The sequence below is a fragment of the Kitasatospora sp. NEAU-CNBT7 genome (genome assembly GCF_057220535.1).
Genome location: NZ_JBXQQB010000007.1, coordinates 141,082 through 155,223, shown reverse-complemented (window position 1 = coordinate 155,223; position 14,142 = coordinate 141,082). Strand labels below are relative to the sequence as shown.

The window sequence follows — 14,142 nt, the reverse complement described above, 5'->3', positions numbered from 1 at the left end:
GTGACCGGCCGTGATCCTCTCCGGCTCCCTCGTCCTGCTCCTCGGCGCCCTGATCGCCGTCCTGCTCCGGCACAAGGCCCTCAAGGCCACCGACCTGCTCCTCTGCGGCGCCTTCGGCTTCCTCCTCGCCGACACCGGCGCCGCCGCCCTGATCCGCTCCCTGCTCGCCTGGCTGGCCAAGTCCTTCGCCGCCGTCCACCCCTGAACCACCCCACGACCGGAGGTACCCGCCATGACCGACGACGGCCTCCCCAGCGCGGCCAACTACCCCGTCCCCGAGCCGGAGGCCGGCGAGGACCCGCGCTTCACCCGCCGCCTGATCTTCGACGTCGCCCGCCTGATCGAGGACGCCGGATTCCCGCCGATCAGCGCCGGACGCGACCTCGTCCGCCTCATGGAAGCCCTGTACGCCTTCTGCTACTCGGACGCGCCCCGATGACCGGCACCACCCGCGCCGAACGGGCCAGGATGCCACTGGCCCGGGACGTGCTCCGCACCGTCGCCGAGGAACACGGCGTCTGCGTCCGCCCGGTGGCCGTCCGCCGCACCGACGTCCTCACCGGCCAGACCGAGATCGTCGACATCCCCTGCGGCTCCACCCGCGCCAGCCAGTGCCCGACCTGCGCCGAACGCAAGCGCCGCCTGCGCGCCGTCCAGTGCCGCGAGGGCTGGCACCTCACCGAGGAACCGGCCCTCGACGCCGACCCGGCCACAGACGAACAGCTCTTCCTCACCGAACTCCGGGCCGACCTGACCAAGGCCCACACCGAGGCCGGCGACCCGGACACCGAGGGCCTAGCCGCGGTCCTCGCCGAGGTCGACGAACAGCTCGCCGACTCCGGCGTCCGCGGCACCCTCGAACCGGCCACCGTCGCCCGGCGCGTGCGCTCCACCCGCCGCCGCCAGGACACCCCCGACCTCCCGCGCCGCCCGGTCGAGGCCCGCACCCTCGGCAAGGCCTACGCCACCCCGGACGGCAAGACCTTCCGGCCCTCCCTCTTCCTCACCCTCACCCTGCCCTCGTACGGCAAGGTCCGCGCCGACGGCACCCCGGTCGACCCGGCGAGCTACGACTACCGCCGCTCCGCCCGGGACGCGCTCCACTTCCCCAAGCTGATCGACCGGTTCGTCCAGAACCTCCGCCGCTTCGTCGGCTTCGACGTCCAGTACTTCGCCGTCGTCGAACCGCAACGCCGCCTCGCCCCGCACCTGCACCTCGCCCTGCGCGGCACCATCTCGCGCACCGAACTGCGGCAGGTCGTCGCCGCCACCTACCACCAGGTCTGGTGGCCGACCGCCGACCTGCCCCGCTACACCCCCGACCGCGCCCCCAGGTGGGCACCGGACCTCGGCGCCTTCAACGACCCGGCCACCGGCACACCGCTCCCGACCTGGGAGGAAGCCCTCGACGACCTCGACCAGGACCAGGACGCCGAACCGCTGCACGTCGTCCGCTTCGGCCCCCAACTCGACGCCCAAGGCGTCCTCGTCGGCTCCGACCAGGCCGGCCGCTGCATCCGCTACCTCACCAAGTACCTGACCAAGTCCGTCGCCGAGTGCCACAGCGCCACCACCGCCACCGAGGCCGACCACATCGACCGCCTCGCCGCCGAACTCCGCTGGGAACCCTGCTCGCCGACCTGCGCCAACTGGCTCCTCTACGGCATCCAGCCACGCGGCGCCCACCCCGGACTCCACGCCGGCAACTGCCGCGCCCGCGCCCACAAGCGCGAACACCTCGGCTACGGCGGCCGCCGCGTCCTCGTCTCCCGCAAGTGGTCCGGCAAGACCCTCACCGACCACCGCGCCGAACGCCGCGCCTGGGTCCTCGACGTCCTGGGCGACACCACCACCCGCCCCGACCCCACCCGCTACCTCTGGGCCCTCGTCCGCCCCGGCGACCCCGACGCCACACCCCTCGCCACCCGCCTCCTCCGCGCCGTCGCCGAACGCGTCCGCTGGCGCCAAGCCCTCGACCAAGCCCTCGCCAACGCCGAGGGCACGCCCGGAACGATCACCACACCCGAAAGGAAGGCAGCATGACCCCGCCCGACCCGCTCCTCACCATCGCCCAGGTCGCCGACCTCCTCGGCACCACCGAGCGGTTCCCCCGCCGGCTCGTCGCCGAGCGCCGCATCGCCTTCGTCAAGGTCGGGCGCCACATCCGGATCCGGGCCTCCGTCCTCGCCGAGTTCATCGCGGCCCGAACGGTCCAGCCGGTCACCATCCGCCGCGGCCACCTCCGGAGGGCCGCCTGATGGCCAACAGCAAGGGCAACCGCCGCCGCTTCGGTTCGGTCCGGCAGCTCCGCTCCGGCCGGTGGCAGATCCGGTACCCGGACCCGGAGACCGGACTCCTCCGCCCCGGCGAGGAGACCTACCCGACCAAGACCGACGCCGAGGTGGCGTTGACGCTCCTCGAAGCCGACATCAAACGGGGCAAGTGGGTCGACCCGGACGCCGGGCAGGTCAACTTCGGCGAGTTCGCCGATGCCTGGCTCAAGGAACGGGGCCTGGCTGACCGGACCCTGGAGCGCTACGAGGGAGTCCTACGGCTCTACATCAAGCCCGCGTTCGGCTCCGGGCCGGTAGCGGCGATCACCCCCGCGCGGGTGCGGTCGTGGCGGACCGGCCTGGTGGACGGTGAGGTGGGCTCGGCGACGGTGGCGAAGTCGTACCGGGTTCTCCGGGCGATCCTCTACACGGCCGTGGACGACGGCCTGATCACCCGGAATCCCTGCCGGATCAAGGGGGCGGCGGACGAGGACTCGGCGGAGCGCCCTGTGCTCACCGTGCAGGAGGTCTACGCGGTCGCCGAGGCGATCGACCCGCGGTACCGGGCCCTGGTGCTGATGGCGGCCTTCTCGACGCTCCGGTTCGGTGAGTTCGCTGCTCTCCAGCGGCGTGACATCGACCTGGAGAAGGGCATCGTGCGGGTCCGCCGGGCTCAGGCCGAACTCCAGACCGGGACTCTCAAGATCAAGAAGCCCAAGAGCGAGGCCGGTGTGCGCCCGGTGGCCTTCCCCGGCTCCGTCGCGGCCGAGCTGGCCGAGCACCTGCGCTGGTTCGGCGAGGACGGTCCTTCCGGCCTGGTCTTCGTCGGCCCCCGGGGTGGGAAGCTGAGGCGAAGTAATTTCCACAACGTGTGGACAACGGCGCTCGGCCGGTCGGGGATCGACTGGAGCCGGGCGAAGGCGGAGTCCGGGGCCGACAGCATCCGATTCCATGATCTTCGCCACACCGGGAACACCCTGGCGGCCGACACGGGCGCCAGCACGCGGGAACTGATGCACCGTATGGGCCACTCGACCATGGACGCGGCGCTCAGGTACCAGCACATGCGCGGGGAACGGGACCGGCTCATCGCCGGCGGCATGGAGTCGGCGATCCGGAAGGCTCAGGGGAAGGGGCGGAAGCGCGCCAGAAAGCCCGAGCCCCCGCCGGTGGCCGCTGAGGATCAGGAACCTTCTGGCGCGTAACTGGCACGGGCCGTTCCCGGCACCGCACATGACGAAGGCCCAGGTTGGCGGATTGACTCCGCTGACCTGGGCCTTTGTTGCACTTCTTGCGAAGTGCCCCCGGCAGGATTCGAACCTGCGCACCCGCCTCCGGAGGGCGGTGCTCTATCCCCTGAGCTACGGGGGCCTGCTGTGTGCCGCGGTGTTCTTGCGACGTGGAGAACATTACCAGGCCCGCAGCGTGGTCCGTGCACGGGTTTCCGCAGCGGGTCGGCGGCAGGCCCGGGACGCCCCCGCGCGGCGGCTCTCGGCAAAGCCCGGACGGGGGGGTGGAGGCGCGGCTACCCTCGGTGATGTGCCGGGAACGTCCGGGCGGGTCCTCGTGGTGGATGACAGCGAGGTGATCCGCCAACTGATCAGAGTCAACCTGGAGCTGGACGGCTTCGAGGTGGTGACGGCCGCCGACGGCGCCGAGTGCCTGGAGGTCGTCCGCCGGGTGGCGCCGGACGTGGTGACCCTCGACGTGGTGATGCCCCGGCTCGACGGACTGCGGACCGCGGCCCGGCTGCGGGCCGCGCCCGAGACCGCCCGGCTGCCGATCGCCATAGTCAGTGCCTGCACCCCGGCCGACCTGCGCCGCGGCGAGGCGGTCGGGGTGGACGGCTACCTGGCCAAGCCGTTCGACCCGGCGGACCTGCTGGAACTGGTGCACCGGCTGCGCGCGCTCGGCGCGGCCGGCCGGGCCGGCGGTTTCGCGTACGGATTCGGTGTCGGCACGCCCACCCGGACCGATTCCGCTCTCGGCGAACACGGCTCGCCGGGTACGAGTTACCCCTGATCCCCGACGATCTCCGACGTCTCAGCGGGCAAACCGGGTGGCGGGCCCCTCCCCTCTCTCGCCTACCCTTGGCGTCGTGACACCCGCAGAGCTTTCCCAGGCAGTCCTGGCCGCAGTGAGCGCCGTCGTTGAGGCGGGCGACCTGACCGTCGCCGTGCCCGAGCACGTGACGGTCGAGCGACCCAAGAACAGGGACCACGGCGACTACGCCACCAACGTGGCCCTCCAGCTCGCGAAGCCGGCCGGCCGGCCGCCGCGAGCCGTCGCCGAACTGGTCGCCGCGCGCCTGCGAGACCTGCCCGGGGTCGCCAAGGTCGACATCGCCGGGCCCGGCTTCATGAACATCACCCTGGACGCCGCGACCCAGGGCGAGCTGGCCCGCACCATCGTCGAGGCCGGCGAGGCGTACGGCCGCAACGAGGCGCTCAAGGGTCTGAAGATCAACCTGGAGTTCGTGTCGGCCAACCCGACCGGCCCGATTCACATCGGCGGCGTCCGCTGGGCGGCCGTCGGCGACTCGCTGGCCCGGGTGCTGCGGGCCACCGGCGCCGACGTCACCACCGAGTACTACCTGAACGACGCCGGCGTGCAGATCGGCAAGTTCGCCATCTCGCTGCAGGCCGCCGCCAACGGCCGGCCGGTCCCGGAGGACGGCTACGTCGGCGAGTACATCGTCGACATCGCCAAGGCCATCGTGGACGGCGTCCCCGGCGTGCTCGACCTGCCCGAGGACGAGCAGCTGCAGGTCTTCCGGACCAAGGGCCTGGAGCTCATGGTCGCCGAGATCAAGCGCTCGATGGACGAGTTCGGCACCCACTTCGACGTGTGGTTCTCGGAGAAGACGCTGCACGACTCGGGCGCCGTCGAGCAGGCGATCGAGCGGCTGCGCGAGCAGGGCCACGTCTTCGACCGGGACGGCGCGATCTGGCTGCGCACCACCGACTTCGGCGACGACAAGGACCGGGTCCTGATCAAGGCCGACGGCGAGACCACCTACTTCGCCGCCGACGCCGCCTACTACCTGAGCAAGCGGGACCGCGGCAGCGAGGTCTCGGTCTACATGCTCGGCGCCGACCACCACGGCTACGTCAACCGGCTCAAGGCCATCGCCGCCTGCGCGGGCGACGACATGAACCGGAACATCGAGGTGAAGATCGGCCAGTTCGTGAAGATGATCCGGGACGGCGAAGAGGTCCGGATGTCGAAGCGGGCCGGCAACATCATCACCATCGACGACGTGGTCGACTGGATCGGCGTCGACGCCGCCCGGTACACCCTGGCGCGGTCCTCCACGGACTCCACCATCACGCTCGACATCAACGTGCTGACCAGCCAGACCAACGAGAACCCGGTCTTCTACGTCCAGTACGCGCACACCCGGATGTGCGGCGTCCAGCGCAAGGCGAACGAGCTCGGCATCGCCAGGTGCGCCGCCGAGGACTTCAAGCCCGAGCTGCTCGCCACCGAGTGGGAGTCCGACCTGCTCGGCCACCTCGGCGAGTTCCCGCGCGTACTGGCCTCGGCCGGCGAGCTGCGGGAGCCGCACCGGGTGGCGACGTACCTGGAGAAACTGGCGGCCAAGTACCACCGGTTCTACGACCACTGCCAGATCCTGCCGAAGGGCGACGAGGAGGTCACCGACCTCACGCACGCCCGCCTCTGGCTGGCCGACGCGACGCGCACGGTCATCGCCAACGGCCTCACGCTGCTCGGCGTATCCGCCCCCGAGCGGATGTAGCGGGCAGCAACTCCCGGCGCCAACGGGGGCGGTGACGGTCCGTCAGGACGGTCGCCGCCCCTTCGCGCAAGGCCCCGAAGCAACCCCCCGCCCCACCCGACCCCGGCACAGCGCAGGAAGAGGCCCCAGATGAGCCGCTCCGCCCACCCCGCAGGCCCCCGCCACGGCGATGTGCTGACCGAGGGCCACTACCAGGCCCCGCCGAGCGACCTCAACGCGCTCGACCCCAAGGTCTGGTCCGCCACCGTCGCCCGCGACGCCCGCGGCGCGGTCACCGTCGGCGGCCTGGACGTGCGCGCGCTCGCCGCCGAGTTCGGCACCCCGGCGTACATCCTGGACGAGGCGGACTTCCGGGCCCGCGCCCGCGCCTGGCGGGACGCCTTCGGCGAGGACGCCGACGTGTACTACGCGGGCAAGGCGTTCCTGTCCAAGGCGGTGGTCCGCTGGCTGCACGAGGAGGGGCTGCGCCTGGACGTCTGCAGTTCCGGCGAGCTCGCGGTGGCGCTGGCGGCCGGGATGCCCGGGGAGCGGATCGCGCTGCACGGCAACAACAAGTCGGCCGCCGAACTGGACCAGGCGGTCAAGGCCGGGGTCGGACACGTCGTCCTGGACTCGTACCAGGAGATCGAGCTGCTGGCCGCCGCCGCCGAGCGCCAAGGCGTCCGGCAGCCGGTGCTGATCCGGGTCACCGTCGGCGTCGAGGCGCACACCCACGAGTTCATCGCGACCGCCCACGAGGACCAGAAGTTCGGCCTGTCACTGGCCGGCGGCGCCGCCCTGGAGGCCGTCCGCCGGGTGCTCGCCCACCCCGCGCTGGAACTGCGCGGCATCCACTCGCACATCGGCTCGCAGATCTTCGACACCGCCGGCTTCGAGGTCGCCGCGCACCGGGTGGTCGGCCTGCTCGCCGCGGTCCGCGACGAGCACGGCGTCGAACTCCCCGAGATCGACCTCGGCGGCGGCCTCGGCATCGCCTACACCAGCGACGACGACCCGAGCGAGCCGGCCGCGATCGCCGCCGCGCTGCGCGCCATCGTCGGCCGCGAGTGCGAGGGCGCCCGGCTGGCCGTGCCGCGGCTGTCGGTGGAGCCCGGCCGGGCGATCGTCGGCCCGACCGCCTTCACCCTGTACGAGGTGGGCACCGTGAAGCCGCTGGCGGGCCTGCGCACCTACGTCAGCGTGGACGGCGGGATGTCGGACAACATCCGCACCGCCCTCTACGACGCCGAGTACTCGGTCGCGCTGGCCTCCCGCACCAGCGACGCCGGCCCGATGCTGTCCCGCGTGGTGGGCAAGCACTGCGAGTCCGGCGACATCGTGGTCAAGGACGCCTTCCTGCCGTCCGACCTGGCCCCCGGCGACCTGCTGGCGGTCCCGGCCACCGGCGCGTACTGCCGCTCGATGGCGAGCAATTACAACCACGCCCTGAAGCCTCCCGTGGTGGCCGTCCTGGACGGCCGGGCCCGGGTGATCGTCCGGCGCGAGACGGAAGAGGATCTGCTGCGCCTGGATATCGGATGACGAAATCCTTGTCTCAGATCATGGAACGACCGTAGATCTGTGCGGAAAGTCCCCGAGACTGGTAGTGACCCAAGACCGACGGACGTCGACCGAACGCCGTCGGAGACCGAGAATGCAGAGCGGAGTCGGATGATGCGTACGCGCCCGCTGAAGGTGGCGTTGCTGGGCTGTGGTGTGGTGGGCTCCGAGGTGGCGCGCATCATGACGACGACGGCCGACGACCTCGCCGCGCGGATCGGCGCGCCCGTGGAGCTCGTGGGCATCGCCGTCCGCCGGACCGGCCGGGCCCGCCCGGGCGTCCCCGAGCACCTGCTCACCACCGATGCCGAGGCCCTGGTCACCCGGGGCGACATCGACGTGGTGATCGAGGTGGTGGGCGGCATCGAACCGTCCAAGCACCTCATCCTCGCGGCCATCGGCAAGGGCGCCTCGGTGGTCTCCGCCAACAAGGCGCTGCTCGCCCAGGACGGCGCCGAACTGCACGAGGCGGCCGCCAGGGCCGGGGTCGACCTGTACTACGAGGCCGCGGTGGCCGGCGCGATCCCGCTGATCCGCCCGCTGCGCGAGTCGCTGGCCGGCGACAAGGTCAACCGGGTGCTGGGCATCGTCAACGGCACCACCAACTTCATCCTCGACAAGATGGACACCACCGGCGCCGGGTACTCCGAGGCGCTGGAGGAGGCCACCGCGCTGGGATACGCCGAGGCCGACCCGACCGCCGACGTGGAGGGTTTCGACGCCGCCGCCAAGGCCGCGATCCTGGCCGGCATCGCCTTCCACACCAAGGTCACCGCCGCGGACGTGTACCGCGAGGGCCTGACCGAGGTCACCGCCGCGGACATCGCCTCCGCCAAGCAGATGGGCTGCGTGGTCAAACTCCTCGCGATCTGCGAGCGGGCCGCCGACGGCGGCTCCGTCACCGCCCGGGTGCACCCCGCGATGATCCCGCTCAGCCACCCGCTGGCCTCGGTCCGCGAGGCGTACAACGCGGTCTTCGTGGAGGCCGAGGCGGCCGGCCGGCTGATGTTCTACGGCCCGGGCGCCGGCGGCGCACCGACCGCCTCCGCGGTCCTCGGCGACCTGGTCGCGGTCTGCCGCAACCGGCTGAACGGCGCCACCGGCCCCGGCGACTCGGTGTACACCCGGCTGCCCGCCAAGCCGATGGACGAGGTCGTCACCCGCTACCACGTCAGCCTCGACGTGGACGACCGGGCGGGCGTGCTCGCCCAGGTCGCCTCCACCTTCGCCGAGCACGGGGTGTCCATCGACACCGTGCGCCAGCAGGGCCGGGACGGCGACGCCTCGCTCGTGGTGGTCACCCACCGCGCCACCGACGCCGCGCTGTCGGCGACGGTCGACAAGCTGCGCGCGCTGGACAGCGTGCGCGACGTGGCCAGCATCATGCGGGTCGAAGGGGAGTAGGAACAGCCATGAACGCCGTCATCGACAGAGCCAGTGGCCACACCCACCAGTGGCGCGGCCTCATCGAGGAGTACCGCGACCGGCTGCCGGTCAGCGCCGACACCCCCGTGGTCACCCTGCTGGAGGGCGGTACGCCGCTCGTCCCCGCCCAGGTGCTCTCCGAGCGCACCGGCTGCGAGGTCTACCTCAAGGTCGAGGGCGCCAACCCGACCGGGTCCTTCAAGGACCGCGGCATGACGATGGCCATCTCCAAGGCCAAGGAGGACGGCGCCCAGGCCGTCATCTGCGCCTCCACCGGCAACACCTCCGCCTCGGCCGCGGCGTACGCGGTGCGGGCCGGGATGGTCTCCGCCGTGCTGGTGCCGCAGGGCAAGATCGCGCTCGGCAAGATGGGCCAGGCGCTGGTGCACGGCGCGAAGATCCTCCAGGTGGACGGGAACTTCGACGACTGCCTCACCCTCGCGCGTGAGCTGTCCGAGAAGTACCCGGTCGCGCTGGTGAACTCGGTGAACCCGGTCCGGATCGAGGGCCAGAAGACCGCCGCCTTCGAGATCGTCGACATGCTCGGCGACGCCCCCGACATCCACGTCCTGCCGGTCGGCAACGCGGGCAACATCACCGCCTACTGGAAGGGCTACCGCGAGTACGCCGCGGACGGCCTGGCCGCCCGCACCCCGCGGATGTGGGGCTTCCAGGCCTCCGGCTCGGCGCCGATCGTCGACGGCGCCCCGGTGCTCAAGCCGCAGACCATCGCCACCGCGATCCGGATCGGCAACCCCGCCTCCTGGGACTTCGCGCTCGCCGCGCGGGACGAGTCGGGCGGCCTCATCGACAAGGTGACCGACCGTCAGATCCTGTCCGCCTACCGGCTGTTGGCGTCGCAGGAGGGTGTCTTCGTGGAGCCCGCCTCGGCCGCCTCGGTGGCCGGCCTGCTGGCCAAGGCCGAGGCCGGCCTGGTCGACCCGGGCCAGCGGATCGTCTGCACCGTCACCGGCAACGGCCTGAAGGACCCGGACTGGGCGGTGGCCGGCGCCCCGCAGCCGCAGATCGTCCCGATCGACCCGGAGGCGGCGGCGCTGCGCCTGGGCCTGCTGGACTGACCGGCCGGAGCCCCCGCTGCCCGGCCGTGCTGACCGGGCGTCAACGGTGGGCCGTCCCCGCCCGGGGGCGGCCCACCGGCCTTGTCCGGATGACACGTCCGGTGTCGGTTCGCTGTCTTTTTCCATGCCGTTTTCCGCACGGTTTCCGGCCACAACCGGCAACACGGCGGATCGAACGGGAGCGGGGTGTACCGCTGTGGAACCTGTCTTCGATAGTCTGGTTCCCGGCGGGCCGCGCCTTCGGCCTGCGGTCGCCCGCTCCGCCGGAGCCTTCCGGCCGGGCCCCCGCCGCCGTACCACTGGCCCGTACGCAACCGGGCCGTCCCACTCCCCAGGAGACACCAACCACATGGCCGGTCCCGCGTTCCGCGCTGCCGCCGTCAGGGTCCGGGTTCCCGCGACCAGCGCCAACCTCGGCCCGGGCTTCGACGCCTTCGGACTCGCCCTCGGTCTCTACGACGACGTGGTGGTCCGGGTCGCCGACTCCGGGCTGACCGTCGACATCGCCGGCGAGGGCGCGGAGAACCTGGCCCGGGACGAGCGCCACCTGGTGGTCCGCTCGATGCGTGCCGCCTTCGACCGCCTCGGCGGCCAGCCGCGCGGCCTCGAAGTGGTCTGCGCCAACCGGATACCGCACGGCCGCGGCCTCGGTTCCTCCTCGGCCGCCATCTGCGCCGGCCTGGTCGCCGCGCGCGCCGTCACCATCGGCGGCGCCGGCCTGCTCGACGACGACGCGCTGCTCGCGCTCGCCTCCGAGATCGAGGGCCACCCCGACAACGTCGCCGCCTGTCTGCGCGGCAACTTCACCGTCGCCTGGACCGACGACGACGGCGCCAGGACCATCGTGCTGGAGCCGTCCGCGCAGGTCGTCCCGGTCGTCTTCGTCCCCTCCACCGAGGTGCTCACCGAGACCGCGCGCGGTCTGCTGCCGAAGACCGTGCCGCTGGCCGACGCCGCCGTCAACGCGGGCCGCGCCGCGCTGCTGGTCGAGGCGCTCACCCGCCGCCCCGAGCTGCTGCTGACCGCCACCGAGGACCGCCTGCACCAGGACTACCGGGCCTCCGCGATGCCGGACAGCGCCGCGCTGGTGGCCGCCCTGCGCAACGAGGGCGTCCCGGCCGTCATCTCCGGGGCCGGCCCGACCGTCCTGGCGCTGACCGACGAGGCGGGGGCCGAGAAGGTGCTCGCCTTCGCGCCCGGCTTCGCCGCGCACCGGCTGGAGCTCGACCGCGCCGGAGCCTGCGTCCTGCCCCTCGACATGTAGCGGTGCGCGGGGCGCACGCCGGGCTGAGCAGCGGGAACGTCCGCGCACGGATTGGCAGGACGGACACGATTGACGAGGACGGGGCTGGGGAATGTGTCAGGGGGTCGGTAGTGTTAACCTCATTGCTGCACCAGGTGCCCTCCGGGGCGCGGTGCGACGCGTCCCGATCCCGACATCCCGCCCGCACGGCCCGACAGCCGTACCGGGTGAGCTGCGGAAGCGCGGGACCACGATTCTCCGGGAGTCCACCACATCGCGTACGCAGCCTGCCTGCGCGACTGGGGCGCATCCCGAAGCCGTGACGGCACCTGACTCCCACCCGCAGCCTCCAGACTGAGGCCCGGACGGGCGGAGCCCTGGGTACCGGAACGCGACGGGGGCCCGGGTTTCACAGGCGCAGCGGTGCCGGCACGAGTACCGGCCATCCGCGCCACTTCGCACCACAGTGCACCGCACTTCGCAATTCTCCCGATCGGATCAGCCTTTCGGGGGAATCCCGCCTCGGACCAGCGCGAACAGACGTTGGTCAGGACAGCACAACCGGTCGCCGAGCCAGACAGGCCGACGTCCGCTCCAGGGAAGGACCCTTAGTGAGCGACACCACCGATCTGATGGGCGCGCGCCCGGACGCCGACGCGTCGGACGCAGCCGCCGCCCCCGCGGCTCCGGCACGGCGCCGTCGTAGCGCTGCCGCGGGCCTGGACGGCCTGGTCCTGGCCGAGCTTCAGAAGCTCGCCTCGACTCTTGGAATCAGCGGTACCGGACGCATGCGCAAGAGCCAGCTGATCGAGGCCATCAAGGACAAGAGCGGCGGTGACCCGCTGCTCGCCGGCGCCGCCGCCCCGGCCCAGGCCCCGGCCGCCAAGCGCGCCGCCAAGGCCGCCCCCGCGGCCGAGGAGAGCGCCGCCCCGGCCGCCCCGGCCGAGGAGAAGCCGGCCCGCCGCACCCGCGCCGCCGCCGCGGCCGCCGAGGCCCAGCCGCAGATCGAGATCCCGGTCCAGGCCGCCGCCGAGACCGCCGCGCCGGCCCGCACCGAGCGCACCCGTCGCCGGGCCACCTCGGCCGCCGGCGCCCCGGTCGCCGAGGCCGCCGCCGAGCAGGCCGGCGCCGTGGTCGCCGAGGCCAAGGCCGAGACCCGGACCGCCGAGCAGCGCGGCTTCGAGGGCGAGGCCCGCACCGAGCGCCGCGACCGGCGGGACCGCCGGGACCGCCGCGAGGGCGGCGCCGAGCGCGCCGAGGGCGGCGAGGCCCAGGACGGCGACTCCCGCGAGTCGCGCCGTGACCGCCGCAACCGCCGCGAGCGCGAGCGGCCCGAGCGCGGCGAGCGCCAGGGCGGCCAGCAGCAGGGCGGCGCACAGGACGCCGGCCAGCCGCAGCGCCAGGGCCAGCCGGCCGGCCAGCAGCAGGCGGGCGGGTACGACGACGACGAGTTCGGCGACGGCCGCCGCGGCCGCCGTGGCCGCTACCGTGACCGCCGCGGCCGCCGCCGCGAGGGCTTCGAGGGCACCGGTGCCCCGGAGCCGGTGGTCGGCGACGACGACGTCCTGATCCCGGTCGCGGGCATCCTGGACATCCTCGACAACTACGCGTTCGTGCGGACCTCGGGCTACCTGCCGGGCTCCAACGACGTCTACGTCTCGCTGGCCCAGGTGCGCAAGCACGGCCTGCGCAAGGGAGACGCCATCACCGGCGCGGTGCGCCAGCCCCGCGACGGCGAGCGCCGCGAGAAGTTCAACGCCCTGGTGCGGCTGGACTCCGTCAACGGCATGGACCCGGACAGCGGCCGCGGCCGTCCCGAGTTCGGCAAGCTCACCCCGCTGTACCCGCAGGAGCGGCTGCGCCTGGAGACCGACCCGGGCGTGCTGACCACCCGCATCATCGACCTCGTGTCGCCGATCGGTAAGGGCCAGCGCGGTCTGATCGTCGCCCCGCCGAAGACCGGCAAGACGATGATCATGCAGGCCATCGCCAACGCGATCACCCACAACAACCCCGAGTGCCACCTGATGGTCGTCCTGGTCGACGAGCGTCCGGAAGAGGTCACCGACATGCAGCGGTCGGTGAAGGGCGAGGTCATCTCCTCGACCTTCGACCGCCCGGCCGAGGACCACACCGTGGTCGCGGAGCTGGCCATCGAGCGTGCCAAGCGCCTGGTGGAGCTGGGCCACGACGTGGTGATCCTGCTGGACTCGATCACCCGCCTGGGCCGCGCCTACAACCTGGCGGCGCCGGCCTCCGGCCGCATCCTGTCCGGTGGTGTCGACTCGACCGCGCTGTACCCGCCGAAGAAGTTCTTCGGTGCCGCGCGCAACATCGAGAACGGCGGCTCGCTGACCATCCTCGCCACCGCGCTGGTGGAGACCGGCTCCCGGGCCGACGAGGTCGTCTTCGAGGAGTTCAAGGGCACCGGCAACATGGAGCTCAAGCTCGACCGCAAGCTCTCCGACAAGCGGATCTTCCCCGCGGTGGACGTCGACGCGTCCAGCACCCGCAAGGAGGAGATCCTGCTCGGCAACGACGAGCTGGCGATCACCTGGAAGCTCCGCCGGGTGCTGCACGCGCTCGACTCGCAGCAGGCCATCGAGCTGCTCCTGGACAAGATGAAGCAGACCAAGAGCAACGCCGAGTTCCTGATGCAGATCGCCAAGACCACCCCCGGTTCGGGCGACTGACGCAGGATCGGCCGACAGGGCCCCGGACCGCGCTGCGGTCCGGGGCTCTTGTCATGTCCGGGGTCAAGCGGGGTGGGGCGGCTGGCGGCCCGCTGCGCGCTTATCCTCAAAATAACGGTCATACCGGATG

Annotated in this window: 12 protein-coding genes and 1 tRNA gene; 12 read left to right on the top strand and 1 reads right to left on the bottom strand. The window is 72.5% G+C overall.

Annotation, left to right across the window (positions count from 1 at the left end; genetic code table 11):
- Nucleotides 1-10: 10 nt before the first annotated feature.
- From AC2TEW_RS12340 to AC2TEW_RS12320, 5 genes are read left to right on the top strand one after another with little or no spacing between them, the layout of a single operon-like run.
- Nucleotides 11-205, top strand: a complete 195-nt coding sequence (locus AC2TEW_RS12340; protein ID WP_484623401.1) for a hypothetical protein — start codon at nucleotides 11-13, stop codon at nucleotides 203-205.
- A gap of 27 nt (nucleotides 206-232) precedes the next feature.
- Nucleotides 233-439 carry a hypothetical protein gene (locus tag AC2TEW_RS12335; protein WP_484623400.1) on the top strand — a complete coding sequence of 69 codons (207 nt, stop codon included), beginning with the start codon at nucleotides 233-235 and terminating at the stop codon, nucleotides 437-439.
- Nucleotides 436-2,043: a replication initiator gene (locus AC2TEW_RS12330; RefSeq protein ID WP_484623399.1), complete on the top strand. Its 1,608-nt coding sequence runs from the start codon at nucleotides 436-438 to the stop codon at nucleotides 2,041-2,043. The genes AC2TEW_RS12335 and AC2TEW_RS12330 overlap by 4 nt, the downstream gene beginning before the upstream one ends.
- Nucleotides 2,040-2,258: a helix-turn-helix domain-containing protein gene (locus AC2TEW_RS12325; protein ID WP_484623398.1), complete on the top strand. Its 219-nt coding sequence runs from the start codon at nucleotides 2,040-2,042 to the stop codon at nucleotides 2,256-2,258. The genes AC2TEW_RS12330 and AC2TEW_RS12325 overlap by 4 nt, the downstream gene beginning before the upstream one ends.
- On the top strand, nucleotides 2,258-3,478 hold the full coding sequence (locus AC2TEW_RS12320; protein WP_484623397.1) for a tyrosine-type recombinase/integrase: 1,221 nt from the start codon (nucleotides 2,258-2,260) through the stop codon (nucleotides 3,476-3,478). Before AC2TEW_RS12325 ends, AC2TEW_RS12320 begins: the two co-directional genes overlap by 1 nt.
- A gap of 94 nt (nucleotides 3,479-3,572) precedes the next feature.
- On the opposite strand, the gene AC2TEW_RS12315 is transcribed toward AC2TEW_RS12320, so the two are convergent.
- Nucleotides 3,573-3,644, bottom strand: a tRNA-Arg gene (locus tag AC2TEW_RS12315).
- Nucleotides 3,645-3,812: 168 nt separating this feature from the next.
- Here AC2TEW_RS12315 and AC2TEW_RS12310 point away from each other — a divergent pair.
- The 7 genes from AC2TEW_RS12310 (at nucleotide 3,813) to rho (ending at nucleotide 14,012) form a co-directional block, all read left to right on the top strand.
- On the top strand, nucleotides 3,813-4,295 hold the full coding sequence (locus AC2TEW_RS12310) for a response regulator (protein ID WP_484623396.1): 483 nt from the start codon (nucleotides 3,813-3,815) through the stop codon (nucleotides 4,293-4,295).
- Nucleotides 4,296-4,371: 76 nt separating this feature from the next.
- Entirely contained in the window at nucleotides 4,372-6,033 is a 1,662-nt protein-coding gene (argS, locus tag AC2TEW_RS12305; protein ID WP_484623395.1) for an arginine--tRNA ligase, read from the top strand.
- A gap of 129 nt (nucleotides 6,034-6,162) precedes the next feature.
- Nucleotides 6,163-7,554 carry a diaminopimelate decarboxylase gene (gene lysA, locus AC2TEW_RS12300; protein WP_484623394.1) on the top strand — a complete coding sequence of 464 codons (1,392 nt, stop codon included), beginning with the start codon at nucleotides 6,163-6,165 and terminating at the stop codon, nucleotides 7,552-7,554.
- 129 nt (nucleotides 7,555-7,683) lie between these two features.
- Nucleotides 7,684-8,976, top strand: a complete 1,293-nt coding sequence (locus tag AC2TEW_RS12295) for a homoserine dehydrogenase (RefSeq protein WP_033822174.1) — start codon at nucleotides 7,684-7,686, stop codon at nucleotides 8,974-8,976.
- An 8-nt stretch (nucleotides 8,977-8,984) separates the two neighbouring features.
- A complete protein-coding gene (gene thrC / locus AC2TEW_RS12290; RefSeq protein ID WP_484623393.1) occupies nucleotides 8,985-10,076 on the top strand; it encodes a threonine synthase in 1,092 nt (363 codons plus the stop codon).
- A 349-nt stretch (nucleotides 10,077-10,425) separates the two neighbouring features.
- Nucleotides 10,426-11,340: a homoserine kinase gene (gene thrB, locus AC2TEW_RS12285; RefSeq protein ID WP_484623392.1), complete on the top strand. Its 915-nt coding sequence runs from the start codon at nucleotides 10,426-10,428 to the stop codon at nucleotides 11,338-11,340.
- A gap of 590 nt (nucleotides 11,341-11,930) precedes the next feature.
- Nucleotides 11,931-14,012: a transcription termination factor Rho gene (gene rho / locus AC2TEW_RS12280; protein ID WP_484623391.1), complete on the top strand. Its 2,082-nt coding sequence runs from the start codon at nucleotides 11,931-11,933 to the stop codon at nucleotides 14,010-14,012.
- The last annotated feature ends 130 nt before the right edge of the window (nucleotides 14,013-14,142 follow it).

What these genes read in the sequence shown, in the direction of transcription:
- AC2TEW_RS12335 (WP_484623400.1), top strand. Translation starts at nt 233, where the DNA reads ATGACCGACGACGGCCTCCCCAGCGCGGCCAACTACCCCGTCCCCGAG.
- AC2TEW_RS12330 (WP_484623399.1), top strand. Translation starts at nt 436, where the DNA reads ATGACCGGCACCACCCGCGCCGAACGGGCCAGGATGCCACTGGCCCGG.
- AC2TEW_RS12325 (WP_484623398.1), top strand. Translation starts at nt 2,040, where the DNA reads ATGACCCCGCCCGACCCGCTCCTCACCATCGCCCAGGTCGCCGACCTC.
- AC2TEW_RS12320 (WP_484623397.1), top strand. Translation starts at nt 2,258, where the DNA reads ATGGCCAACAGCAAGGGCAACCGCCGCCGCTTCGGTTCGGTCCGGCAG.
- lysA (WP_484623394.1), top strand. Translation starts at nt 6,163, where the DNA reads ATGAGCCGCTCCGCCCACCCCGCAGGCCCCCGCCACGGCGATGTGCTG.
- AC2TEW_RS12295 (WP_033822174.1), top strand. Translation starts at nt 7,684, where the DNA reads ATGATGCGTACGCGCCCGCTGAAGGTGGCGTTGCTGGGCTGTGGTGTG.
- thrC (WP_484623393.1), top strand. Translation starts at nt 8,985, where the DNA reads ATGAACGCCGTCATCGACAGAGCCAGTGGCCACACCCACCAGTGGCGC.
- thrB (WP_484623392.1), top strand. Translation starts at nt 10,426, where the DNA reads ATGGCCGGTCCCGCGTTCCGCGCTGCCGCCGTCAGGGTCCGGGTTCCC.